The 12,612-nt window shown below is 64.2% G+C and carries 7 protein-coding genes; 6 read left to right on the top strand and 1 reads right to left on the bottom strand.

What is annotated here, in order from left to right; genetic code table 11:
* Positions 1 to 20: 20 nt before the first annotated feature.
* On the bottom strand, positions 21 to 2,303 hold the full coding sequence (locus FHU12_RS20805; RefSeq protein ID WP_141971570.1) for a TonB-dependent siderophore receptor: 2,283 nt from the start codon (positions 2,301 to 2,303) through the stop codon (positions 21 to 23).
* 284 nt (positions 2,304 to 2,587) lie between these two features.
* On the opposite strand from FHU12_RS20805, the gene fes reads away from it, so the two are divergent.
* From fes to FHU12_RS20775, 6 genes are all read left to right on the top strand, one after another.
* On the top strand, positions 2,588 to 3,967 hold the full coding sequence (gene fes / locus FHU12_RS20800; RefSeq protein WP_141971567.1) for an enterochelin esterase: 1,380 nt from the start codon (positions 2,588 to 2,590) through the stop codon (positions 3,965 to 3,967).
* The gene (locus FHU12_RS20795) at positions 3,942 to 4,148 is read left to right on the top strand and encodes an MbtH family protein (RefSeq protein WP_048325765.1); all 207 of its coding nucleotides are present in this window, start codon (positions 3,942 to 3,944) and stop codon (positions 4,146 to 4,148) included. The genes fes and FHU12_RS20795 overlap by 26 nt, the downstream gene beginning before the upstream one ends.
* 32 nt (positions 4,149 to 4,180) lie before the next feature.
* Positions 4,181 to 8,125, top strand: coding sequence for an enterobactin synthase subunit F (locus FHU12_RS20790; protein WP_141971565.1), 3,945 nt, complete (start codon positions 4,181 to 4,183; stop codon positions 8,123 to 8,125).
* A gap of 176 nt (positions 8,126 to 8,301) precedes the next feature.
* A complete protein-coding gene (entS, locus tag FHU12_RS20785; protein WP_033649954.1) occupies positions 8,302 to 9,558 on the top strand; it encodes an enterobactin transporter EntS in 1,257 nt (418 codons plus the stop codon).
* A gap of 212 nt (positions 9,559 to 9,770) precedes the next feature.
* Positions 9,771 to 10,976 carry an isochorismate synthase gene (locus FHU12_RS20780; protein ID WP_141971563.1) on the top strand — a complete coding sequence of 402 codons (1,206 nt, stop codon included), beginning with the start codon at positions 9,771 to 9,773 and terminating at the stop codon, positions 10,974 to 10,976.
* Positions 10,977 to 10,983: 7 nt separating this feature from the next.
* The gene (locus tag FHU12_RS20775) at positions 10,984 to 12,612 is read left to right on the top strand and encodes a (2,3-dihydroxybenzoyl)adenylate synthase (protein ID WP_141971561.1); all 1,629 of its coding nucleotides are present in this window, start codon (positions 10,984 to 10,986) and stop codon (positions 12,610 to 12,612) included.

Here is a 12,612-nt window from a genome sequence, read left to right as displayed (position 1 = left end):
TTTTTCGTTGGGTCATGTCATCAGAAGTGGGTGTTGATGCTCATGTAGTAGGTACGGCCCGGTTCGTTGTAGGTGGCCGCGCCCGCACCGGCGATGTTGATCGCGCCGGTAATCGGGTCGCCCACGTTCTGCGCGTTACCGGCGCGGAACTGGCGTTTGTCGAACAGGTTGTCGATGCCGGCGGTGACGCTGACGTTTTTGGTCAGGTCATAGGTCGCGCTGGCGCCGACGACGGCATAAGGGCTGACCTCGCGGGTTTCGCCGCCGGTGGCCGGTTTACCCTGGTAGTTGTACTTCTTCGGCTTCTGACGGCCGTACCAGGTCAGGGTGGACTGCATCGACAGATCCTGCGTAGCCTGCCAGCTGAGGGTCGAGTTGACGGTGAACTTCGGGATCACCGACAGGTAATCGCCGGTGGTCTTGTTCTTGTTCTCGATCATGTAAGTGGCGTTGTTGCTCCAGGTGACGGTCTCGCTGACCGGCACGTTCAGCGAGCCTTCCAGCCCCTGCACCACCGCCTTCGGTACGTTCTCCCACTGATAGACCGCCGTGCCGGTGCTGCTGGTGGCGATGCGCGAGTTACCCGCTTCAATCTTGTTGTGGTAATCGTTGCGGAAGTAGGTGACGCCGGCCAGCCAGCCTTCGTTATGGAACTCCAGCCCGATCTCTTTGTTGACGCTGGTTTCCGCCTTCAGATCGTCGTTACCGAGCAGGTAGCAGCCGTTTCTGACATCGCTGCCCGCACACCCTTGACCTTTGCTGTACAGCAGGTAGTTGCCGTTGGTCTGGTACAGGGTCGGCGCCTTGTAAGAACGGGCGATGCCCATTTTCAGCGTGAAGTAGTCGCCCAGTTCCTGCGACAGGTTCAGCGCCGGGCTCCAGTTGTTGCCGGATTCTGAATGCAGATCGTAACGCAGACCCGGCGTCAGCATGGTGGTGTCGGTCAGCTCGATGTTGTCTTCGGCGAACAGCGAGAAGATATGCGCGGAAGCGTAAGGGCTGCGCGTGCCGTTGCCCATGCCGGGAATAGTGCCGCCCATCAGCGTTTGGCTGGTGGACGTGCCGTCTTTCATCCGCTGTTGGGTCCACTCGGTACCCAGCGTGGCGGTCTGTGAAACGCCCAGCTCAAACGGCACGCTGACTTCGCTGTGCGCCAGGAAGTCGTCCAGCTTGGTGGTGCCGAAACCGGTATTTTTGGTGTCGAAGATACCTTCGGTGCCGCCGGCCAGGCCTTCGTTCAGGCGGGTATTGCGGGTGCGCTCGAACTGCACGTAGTTGTTGGTGCTCACGCCGTTGTCCCAGGCGCCGCGGTGGGTCAGGCCGAAGGTTTCACGGTAGATGCGGTTGGTCTCTTTGCCGTAGTTGCTCTGCACCAGGGCATTGGTGTTGGTGTTCTGGGTATCGCCGGAATACAGGTTGCCCTGGCGGCCATAGGCATACTCGAACTCCAACGACTGCAGATGGGCGAAATCCCAGTGCAGCAAGGCGTCGATGTTTTTATCGACCACCCCTTCGCGCCCGGCGGGCAGGCTGTTGGCGTAGGCGCCTACGCGTTCGGACTTGTGTGATTCGTTAATGTCCCAGGCGTCGGCCTGCGTTTTGCTGTAGCCGCCGAACAGGCGGAAGCTCAGGGAATCGCTCAGCGGGCCGGACAGGCTGAAGTCGGTGCGCTTGGTGGCGCCTTCCTGCTTGTGCTGCGGCACGTTGAAGTAGCCGTTCAGCGAGCCGTGCAGCGCATCGCCGGCCTTCTTGGTGATGATGTTGACCACGCCGCCCGCGGCGCCGTTGCCGTAGCGCGCGGCGGCAGGGCCGCGCAGCACTTCGATGCGCTCGATCATTTCCGGCGGCACCCAGGCGGTATCGCCGCGCGAGTCGCGCTCGCCGCGCCAGCCCTGGCGCACCGAGTTGCGGCTGGAGGCCGGTTTGCCGTCGATCAGAATCAGGGTGTTTTCCGGGCCCATGCCGCGGATATCGATCTGGCGATTGTTGCCGCGCTGGCCGCTGGTGGAGTTGCCGGTCAGGTTAACCCCGGGCATGGTGCGGATCAGTTCGCTGATGTCGCGCGCCGGCGGGCGTTTTTTGATCTCTTCGGCGGTGATGGTGGACACCCCCGGCGCCTGCAGGTTCTGCCGGGCGGCGGTCACGACGATGGTGTCTTCGCCGCGCGGCTTTTTATCCGCTGTGCCGCTGTTTTCTTCCGTGGTGGGGGTGTCGGTCTGCTGCGCGGCGTTGGCGAACGCGGACGCGCCCAATCCCAAGCCGATAAGAGTGGCTAAAGAATAACGTGATAGCTTGCTTTTCATCTGAGTGTCCTACCTTGCTGCCATCCCTCGCCGAACGGGGGGAAGGGCGGTTGTAGTTTTTGTGTAGTCGGAAATAGAAAATCGGCTGCGGCAAGGGATGCCATTGATGTATCCCCGATCCCTGTCCGTTGCGCGCAATACCAGCACGATCTCCAAGCCTTACACACTATTGCAAATGCAAATTATTATCAATAGTATTTGGCGTACAGTGCGTTCGGGCGGTGGCCGGCGATAGGGAAAAGTCGACGTTCCCGGTGCCGCCAACTACAAAATGGGTAGGCGTTGTGAATACAGAACTACAGTCAGAAAGCAGCAGATTATTGGCCAGCAGCAATGCGGGCAGTCCAGGGTGGTGGTTGACGGTGGCACGACGCGGTACGCCATGGGTAGAACCGGCGGGTAACGGCCGGTGGCGAACCACCTTTTTCTGGCGCGATCCTCAGGGATGCGAATTGACCTCCGCTTACCGTCGCGTGTGGATCAACATTAACTGCCTGACCGACCATCACCAGCCGAATCCGCCGCAAAGCCTGCAGCGTTTGGCCGGTACCGACGTGTGGTACTGGCAGACCGAGCTGAGCGGCGCCTGGCGCGGCAGCTACTGCTTTATCCCCTGCTTTGACGAGCGGCCGCCGGCGTTCAGCGGCGACGATGCGCACGCCAACATGCACAACCTGCGCCACTGGTGGCACCAGGTGTTCGCCAGCGCCACCCCCGATCTGCTCAACCCGTACCGCTCCTGGCAAAGCGCCAGCGGCCACAGCGTATCCGGCCTGCACATGCCGGATGCACCGCCGCAGCCGGTATGGCGCTCGTTCGACGAGTACGAGATCGCCAGCGGGCGCTGTACGCCACCGCTGCCGGCGCGTTTGCAGCGCCATACCTGGCAAAGCGAGCGCCTGGGCAATAGCCGCGACGTCTGGATCTACACCACCGGTGACAGCAAGCCGGCCGAGCGTCCGTTGGCTATTCTGCTCGACGGCCAGTTCTGGGCGAAGCAGATGCCGGTTTGGGAGCCGCTGATGCAGCTGACCCGTGAAGGGGCATTGCCGGAAGCGGTGTATGTGCTGATCGACATCATCGATCTGCCGCACCGGTCGCGCGAACTGACCTGCAAGGACGACTTCTGGCTGGCGGTGCAGGAAGAACTGATGCCACAGCTGGCCGACTGGGCGCCGCACAGCGACAAACCGGCTGACACGGTGGTGGCGGGGCAAAGCTTTGGCGGCCTGGCCTCCCTGTATGCCGGGCTGCGCTGGCCGCAGCGCTTCGGCGCGGTGATCACCCAGTCCGGTTCCTACTGGTGGCCGCGGCGCGACATGCTGCAGCTGCCGAGCATTCCCGACGACGCCTGCTGGTTGCTGCAACAGGTAGAACGGCACGGCTTGGGCAATCACGGCGCGCTGAAGGTATTTATGGAAGCCGGTTCGCAGGAAAAACTGGTGCATCGGGTCAGCGGTGAAATGGCGGCACGCCTGAGCGACGCCGGCCATCGGGTGCACTACCGGGTGGTGGAAGGCGGGCACGACGCGCTGTGTTGGCGCAGCGGCCTGACCGATGGGCTGCAGGCGGTCTGGGCTTCCGCTTTCGCCACTGCTTATCCGGCATCGGCGACGGCAACGGCACGAGGAACACATGGTGGAAAGCCTGAATCCGTTCGATGATCAACAGCAGCGCAGCCTGGTGCTGCGCAACGTACAACAACAATACAGTTTGTGGCCGGATTTCCGCGCCATTCCGTCCGAATGGACGATCGTCTTCGGCCCGGCGGCGCGCACCGCGTGCGCCGAATGGCTGGAGCAGCATTGGCAAGACATTCTGCCGGTCGCAGCACGCGAGGCGTGACCGGCGCCAGGTAATCACGGGAGCAATAAGCAGTGTCACACACCCCTAACTCTCTCAGCGGCCCGGCGCTTGCGGGCGAATGGCCGCTGGTCGCGGCGCAACCCGGCATCTGGGTCGCCGATCAAATCTCCCCGCATCGCAATGCCTACGCGGTCGCACATGCCATCGAACTCAACGGCCCTGTCGCCGTGGAGCCTCTGCTGCGGGCCATCATCCAGGGCCTGGGCGAGGTGGACATGCTACGCCTGCGTTTTGCGGAACGCGACGGCGTGCCGGTGCAATGGCTGGACGATGCGCTGGCGGTGCACGAGCCGGAACTTGTCGATCTGACGACGTCGCCGGATCCCGACGCCGCCGCGCGCGCGCTGATGGACATCGATCTGGCAAGCGATCTGCGCGCCGGCAGCGGCGCACCGCTGTATCGCCATGTGGTGATGCGTTTGGCGGATGATCGCTGGTTCTGGTATCAGCGCTATCACCATTTGCTGGTGGACGGTTTCAGCTTCACCGCCATCGCTCGCCGCGTGGCGGCGATTTACTCCCATCTTTGCCGCGGCGACGCGCTGGAACCGACGCCTTTCACGGCGTTCAGCGACGTGGTGGCGGAATACCAGGCTTACCGGCAGGCGCCGGCCTGGCAACGCGACGCCGATTTCTGGGGCGAAAAAGCGCGGCAACTGCCGCCGCCGGCCACGCTCTGCCCGCAGCCGCTGGCCGGGCAAACGCCCACGCCGCGTATCCATCGATTGGAACAGCGCTGCGATCCGCAGGCCTTCGCCGAATTGGTGCAGCGTGGCGCGCAGCAGAAGCTGAACGCCGCCGATATGGCGGTGGCGCTGGTGGCGCTGTGGGTATCGCGCCTGAGCGGCCAACCGAGCTTCAGCGCCGGTTTTATCTTCATGCGCCGCACCGGATCGGCCGCCTTGTGCGCCGCCGGCCCGGTGATCAACGTGTTGCCGATGGAGATGCACCTCGAGCCGCAGGCCACGTTGTATGAGGCCGCCACCCGCATCAGTCGCGAGCTGAAAACGGTGCGTCGCCATCAGCGCTACGACGCCGAACAGGTGCAGCGCGATCTGGGGCGCATCGGCGACGGCGAACCGCTGTACGGCACGGTCTTCAACTTCAAAATGTTCGATTACCAGCTGGATTTCGCCGGTATCGAAGGCATTACCCACGATCTGGCCTCCGGGCCGGTGCGCGATCTGGAGATTGCGCTGTTTATTGACGAACACCATCAGCTGAAGGTTGAACTGCTGGCCAACGCCGAGCGTTACAGCCGCCAGGAATTGCAGGCGCACCTGCAACGATTGCCGCTGCTGCTGGCGCAGTTCGCCGCGCAGGCAACGTTGCCGATCGGCGAAGCCGATATGCTGACTGCAGACGATCACGCGCTGCTGGCGCGGGTCAACGACACGGCGCACCCGGTGCCGGCGACCACGCTGAGCCAGTTGCTGGCGCAGCAGGCGCAAACCACGCCGGACGCACCGGCGCTGGCGGATGCGCATTTCAATTTCACCTACCGCGAAACGCGCGAGCAGGTTACGGCGCTGGCGCGCGAGCTGGTGGCGCAGGGCGTGCGGCCGGGCGACATCGTGGCGGTGGCGCTGCCGCGTTCGGTGTTTCTGTCGCTGGCGTTGATGGCGATCGTGGAAGCGGGCGCCGCCTATCTGCCGCTGGACACCGGTTATCCGGACGAGCGGCTGGCGATGATGCTGGAAGACGCCGCGCCCCGGCTGGTCATCACCAACCCGGCGCAGCAGGCGCGTTTCGCCGACAAGGGCGAAATTTTGCTGTATGACGCGCCGCTGGCGGCCGATCACGCCGCCGGGGTGGCGATCGCGGGCCCGACGCCGGACCATGCGGCCTATATCATCTTTACCTCCGGCTCCACCGGGCGCCCGAAAGGCGTGCTGGTCGGCCATCAGGCGATCGTCAACCGCCTACTGTGGATGCAACACCAGTATCCGCTGGGGGCGAACGACGCGGTGCTGCAGAAAACGCCGTGCAGTTTCGACGTCTCGGTGTGGGAATTCTTCTGGCCGCTAATGGTCGGCGCCCGGCTGGTGATGGCGCCGCCGGAGGCGCACCGCGATCCGCAGCAGCTGCAACAGCTGATCGCACAACACCGCATTACCACGCTGCACTTCGTGCCGTCGATGCTGGCGGCCTTCGTGGCCGCCCTGGACGACGACGCGGCGGTGGCGAACTGCGCTGCGCTGCGCCAGGTGTTCTGCAGCGGCGAAGCGCTGCCGGCGGAGCTGTGCCGCCTGTGGCAAAGCCGCACGGCGGTGCCGTTGCACAACCTCTACGGCCCGACCGAAGCGGCGGTGGACGTGACCTGGCATCCGGCTTACGGCGACACACTGGCGAAAGTGACCGGCGCCAACGTGCCGATCGGTCTGCCGGTATGGAACACCGGGCTGCGTATTCTTGACGCGCGCCTGCGGCCGGTGCCGCCGGGCGTGGCGGGCGATCTGTATCTGACCGGCGTGCAGCTGGCGCACGGCTACCTTGGCCGGCCGGATCTGACCGCCAGCCGCTTTGTCGCCGATCCGTTCGGCGAGGGCGGGCGCATGTACCGCACCGGCGACGTGGCGCGCTGGCTGCCGGACGGCACGGTGGAATATTTGGGCCGCAGTGATGACCAGCTGAAGATCCGCGGGCAGCGTATCGAGCTGAGCGAAATCGACCACGCCTTGCTGTCGCTGCCGGGCGTGCGCCAGGCGGTGACGCACGCGCTGGTGCTGCAGGGCACGCCGGTGGATGCCGGCGGCGATGCGCGCCAACTGGTGGGTTATCTGGTGATGCAGCCCGGCGCGAACTGGGATGCGGAAGCCCTGCGTGCGGCGCTGGCCGACCGTCTGCCACCGCACATGGTGCCGGTGGCGCTGGTGGAAATGAGTGATTTGCCGCTGAGCGCCAACGGCAAGCTGGATCGCAAGGCCTTGCCGCAGCCGCAGGGCGGTGAGCGCAAGGCAGGACGGCCGCCGCAGGCCGGGCTGGAAAGCGAGATCGCGGCGGTGTTCGCCCGTTTGCTGCAGCGCGAGCAGGTGTTCGCCGATGACGACTTCTTCGCGCTCGGTGGCCATTCGCTGCTGGCGATGCGGCTGGCGGCGGAGCTGCGCCGCGATCTGGGCAAGGCGGTGTCCGTCGGCCAGGTGATGGTGGCGTCGCGCGTCGAGCAACTGGCTGTCTTGCTGGCGGAAGAACGCACGCAGGAAGAGGCCGATCGTAGCGGCTTCGACAGCGTATTGCCGCTGCGCGTCACCGAGGGGCCGACGCTGTTCTGTCTGCACCCGGCGTCCGGTTTCTCCTGGCAGTTCAGCGTATTGCCACGCTATCTCGATCAGCACTGGTCGCTGGTCGGTATCCAGTCGCCGCGGCCGGACGGCCCGCTGGCGCTGAGCGAAGATATGGATCAGGTGGTGGATGCCCACCTGCAGACGGTGTTGCAGGTCCAGCCGCACGGGCCGTACCACTTCATCGGCTACTCGCTGGGCGGCACGCTGGCCCAGGGCATCGCCGCCCGGCTGCAGGCGCGCGGCGAGCAGGTGGCGTTCCTCGGCCTGCTGGATACCTATCCGCCGGAGACCCAAAACTGGGACGTGATGCTGGACGACAACGTGTTGAAGGAAGTGCAGCGCGAGCGCGAGCAGTTCCTGGCGGTGTCGCAGGATACGCTCGATCCGGCGCTGGGCGAGACGCGCACGGCGATGTTCGACAACATCGAAGCTAACTACGCCGATTCGGTGCGGTTGCTGTCGCACACGCGTACCGCCCGTTTCCATGGCCAGGCGACGCTGTTCGTCGCCAAACGTACGCTGCAGGAAGGGATGGACGTGCAGCAGACCTGGTCGCAGTACGTCGATGCGCTGCAGGCGCACGAGCTGGACTGCGCGCATGTCGATATCGTTTCGCCGGCGTCGTTCAAAGTGCTGGGGCCGCTGCTGAACCGGATCTTGCGCACGCTGTAATCGCGCTCGTCATCTCGCCGCCAGGCTCGGGGATTACCCCGCGTGTGGCGGCGTTTCTTGCGGTTGCTCACAATTGAATATCAATGATTTTTATTATCATTATTGATTTCGTCATCTGTGCTAGCATAGCGCTCCGCAACTGCAGAATCCCCGTTTAAAGATGTGGTGAACAACCGATGAGTAGCAAACCCTCCATCCTGCTTGATTTCAGCCTGTTGAAAACCAACCGGGCTTTCCGCGCGGTGTTCTGCGCGCGCTTTATCTCCATTGTAGCGCTGGGGTTGATGGCGATCGCCATCCCGGTGCAAATCCAGGCGCTGACCGGTTCCACCCTGCAGGTCGGGCTGGCGGTGACGCTGGCCGGCGGCGGCATGTTCGCCGGGCTGCTGATGGGGGGCGTATTGGCCGATCGCTATGAGCGGCGCCGGCTGATCCTGTTCGCGCGCTCCACCTGCGGCATCGGCTTCGTCGGCCTGTGTCTCAATGCCCTGTTGCCATCGCCTTCGCTGGCGGCCATTTATCTGTTGGCGGTGTGGGACGGTTTCTTCGGTGCGGTGGGGGTGACGGCGCTGCTGGCGGCCACGCCGGCGCTGGTGGGCCGCGAAAACATCGTGCAGGCGGGCGCCATCAGCATGCTGACGGTGCGCTTCGGCTCGATTCTTTCCCCGGCGATTGGCGGCCTGGTGATCGCCCACATGGGCATTGCCTGGAACTACGGCCTGGCGGCGTTCGGCACCCTGCTGACGCTGTTGCCGCTGCTGAGCCTGCCGCAGCTAATGCCGCCACCGCAGCCGCGTGAACACCCGCTGCGCGCGCTGGCGGGCGGCTTCGCCTTCCTGTTCCAGAACAAGGTGATCGGCATGGTGGCGCTGATCGGCGCGCTGCTGACCATGGCCAGCGCGGTGCGCGTGCTGTACCCGGCGATGGCGGAAAGCTGGCACATCGACGCTGCCCACCTCGGTTATATGTACGCCGCCGTGCCGCTCGGCGCGGCCATCGGCGCGTTCACCAGCGGGCGCGTGGCGCACGTGGCGCGCCCCGGCTGGGTGATGCTGCTGACGGCGATCGCGGCGTTCGCCGCCATTGGCCTGTTCGGCCTGATGCCGTGGTACAGCCTGGCGTTGCTGTGCCTGGTGGCGTTCGGCTACCTGAGCGCGCTGAACTCGCTGCTGCAATACGGCCTGATCCAGAGCCTGACGCCGGACAATTTCCTCGGCCGCATCAACGGCCTGTGGACGGCGCAAAACGTGGTGGGCGATGCGCTGGGCGCGTTGCTGTTGGGGGCGATGGGCGCCTTCATGCTGCCGGCGATGAGCGCCAGCGGTTTCGGCTTCGGCGCCGCGCTGCTCGGCATCCTGTTGCTGTTCGCCATGACCGGTTTGCGCCAGGTGACGTTGCACAAACCGGAGCCGCAGCCCGCCACAGAAAAGTAGTCGAACGCGTTAAGACAACGCTGTGGGATCAAATAGCAATGCTTATCATCGGCATGCGTAAAACCCACAGCGTTTATGTCATGATTTCGAAATGAAAGAAGTGCTTACGTTTATTGACATAGCAAATATCGGCGAGTAATTTAGCGCGGAATTAACTCAAATGATAATCATTATTATATTGGTTATCACTTCAAATCCTTGAGGGCGAAGCGATGGATACTGCCGTGAACGACATCAATCGAAAGGAAATGCAGGAGTGCGAAGAACACCGGTTCGCCGCTGATTTTTCTCCGGCGTCGGGCTTCTTCTTTACCTCTCCTTTCCGCAGCTTGACCACTACCGGTTGTTTCAGCCGCATTCGCCTGCCGGCCGCAGACGGCGCCGACCTGAACGGCGAGTTCCAGCGCAGCGTGCGGCAGGCGTTTGTCGAGGCCCGTCAGGCCGGTATCAAAAAACCGCTGCTGTGCGGTGCCATCCCGTTCGATACCCGGCAGCCTTCGGCGCTGTTTATTCCGCAGCAGAGCCGCTGGTTCGATCGCGCCGCCTTTATGGCCGGCGTTCGGCCGCCGGCGAACGGCCCTGAACTGGCCGGCGTGACGGAGCTGCCGCCGCAGCAGCCGTTTATGAAGATGGTCAGCGACGCCGTCGACGCGATGAAGGCCGGTGAGCTGGATAAAGTGGTCTTGTCGCGCCTGCTGGAGATCGAAACGCGCCAGCCGGTGGATCGCCATGCGCTGATGGCGCGCGTGATTGCCCAGAACCCGCATGGTTTCCATTTCCATGTGCCGCTGGAGCAGGGTGCGCTGTTGGGCGCCAGCCCAGAGCTGCTGCTGCGCCAGGACAACGGCCGTTTCTATTCTAACCCGCTGGCCGGTTCCGCCCGGCGCGAGGCCGACCCGCAGCGCGATCGCGAAGTGGGGGAGCGGCTGATGGCCTCGGCGAAAGATCGCCACGAGCATCGCATCGTCACCGAAAGCATGCGTGACGTGCTGGCCGGCCGCTGCCGCTACCTGAACGTGCCGCAAACCCCTGAACTGCTGACCACCACGACGCTGTGGCATCTCTCCACGCCGATCGACGGCGAGGCGGCGTCTCCAGACGAAAATGCCCTGTCGCTGGCCTGCCTGCTGCACCCGACGCCGGCGCTGTGCGGCATGCCGACGGCCGAGGCGCACGCCCTGATCGGCAAGCTGGAGCCGTTCGATCGCGGCCTGTTCGGCGGCATCGTCGGCTGGTGCGACGACGAAGGCAACGGCGAGTGGGTTGTGACTATCCGCTGCGGCACCGTTGACGGCAACCGGGTACGGCTGTTCGCCGGCGCCGGCATCGTGGAAGACTCTTCACCCGAATCTGAATGGCATGAAACAGGCACCAAACTCAGCACCATTCTGCGTGCCTTTGGTATGAATCAAGGATAACGACAAGATGAGCATTGCCTTTACCCCCTGGCCGGCGGAGTTCGCCAGCCGCTATCGCGAGCGCGGCTACTGGACTGACAAGCCGCTGACCGAGATCCTCGACCGCCAGGCCAACAACGACGCCCCGGCGATTATCGATGCCCAGGGCAGCCTGACCTACCGCGAGCTGCAGCAGCGCTCCGATCGCCTGGCGGCCGCTCTGCTGCGCCGCGGCGTGAAATCCGGCGATACCGCGTTGGTCCAACTGGGCAACGTGGCGGAGTTCTATATCGTGTTCTTCGCGCTGCTGAAGATTGGCGTGGCGCCGGTCAACGCGCTGTTCAGCCATCAGCGCAGCGAACTGAATGCCTATGCCGAGCAGATCAAGCCGGCGCTGCTGATCGCCGACCGCCAGCACGCGCTGTTTGCCGACGACCAATTCCTGAACGCCTTCCGCGATGCGCATCCTTCGCTGCGTGTCGTGGCGCTGCGCAGCCAGCCCGAGGGTGAGCTGGCGCTGGCCGCCTGGCTGGACGAAGCCAGCGAGGGTTTCGTCGCGCAGCCTTCTGCGGCCGATCAGGTGGCGTTCTTCCAGCTTTCCGGCGGCAGCACCGGTACGCCGAAGCTGATCCCGCGTACCCACAATGACTACTACTACAGCATTCGCCGCAGCGTGGAGATCTGCCGTTTCGACGCGCAGACCCGCTATCTGTGCGCGCTGCCGGTGGCGCACAACTACCCGATGAGCTCGCCGGGCGTGTTGGGCGTGTTTTATGGCGCGGGGCTGGTGGTGTTCGCCGCCGATCCGGACGCCGGGCAGTGCTTCCGCCTGATCGAACAGCACCAAATCAACGTGACGGCGCTGGTGCCGCCGGCGGTCACGCTGTGGCTGCAGGCGATCGAAGAGTGGGGCGGCAATGCCCAGCTCGCCAGCCTGAAACTGCTGCAGGTGGGCGGCGCCAAGCTGGGCGAAACGCTGGCGGCGCGTATTCAGAACGAAATCGGCTGCCAACTGCAGCAGGTGTTCGGCATGGCGGAAGGGCTGGTGAACTACACCCGGCTGGACGACGACGAGCGCCACATCCTGACGACGCAAGGGCGGCCGATGTCGCCGGATGACGAAGTGTGGGTGGCGGACGACGACGGCAATTCATTGCCGGCGGGCGAGGTCGGCCGGTTGATGACGCGCGGGCCTTATACCTTCCGCGGTTACTACCAGAGCCCGGCGCACAACGCCGATGCCTTCGACGCCGACGGTTTCTACTGCTCCGGCGATCTGATCAGCATCAGCGAAGACGGCTACATCACCGTGCAGGGGCGGCAGAAAGACCAGATCAACCGCGGCGGGGAGAAGATCGCCGCCGAGGAAATCGAGAACCTGCTGCTGCGTCATCCGGACGTGATCAACGCCGCGCTGGTGTCGATGCCGGACGCGCTGATGGGGGAGAAGAGCTGCGCTTATATCATCGCCAACGCGCCGCTGAAGCCGGTGGTGCTGCGCCGCCACCTGCGCGAACAGGGCGTGGCGGACTTCAAACTGCCGGATCGTTTTATTCAGGTGGACAGCCTGCCGCTGACTCCGGTCGGCAAAGTGGACAAAAAACGGCTGCGTCAGCAGCTCGACGAGCAACTACAGACTCAGGCTCAGGGAGATTAA

This window comes from Serratia marcescens, from assembly GCF_006715005.1.
GTDB classification, from domain to species: Bacteria; Pseudomonadota; Gammaproteobacteria; order Enterobacterales; family Enterobacteriaceae; genus Serratia; species Serratia montpellierensis.
The sequence above is the reverse complement of the archived record's forward strand: the minus strand, read 5'-3'. Positions and strand labels throughout refer to the sequence as shown.

Bases quoted from the DNA above. Each gene is read 5' to 3' on its own strand.
- FHU12_RS20775 (WP_141971561.1), top strand. From the start codon at position 10,984: ATGAGCATTGCCTTTACCCCCTGGCCGGCGGAGTTCGCCAGCCGCTAT.
- FHU12_RS20805 (WP_141971570.1), bottom strand. From the start codon at position 2,303: ATGAAAAGCAAGCTATCACGTTATTCTTTAGCCACTCTTATCGGCTTG.
- entS (WP_033649954.1), top strand. From the start codon at position 8,302: ATGAGTAGCAAACCCTCCATCCTGCTTGATTTCAGCCTGTTGAAAACC.
- FHU12_RS20780 (WP_141971563.1), top strand. From the start codon at position 9,771: ATGGATACTGCCGTGAACGACATCAATCGAAAGGAAATGCAGGAGTGC.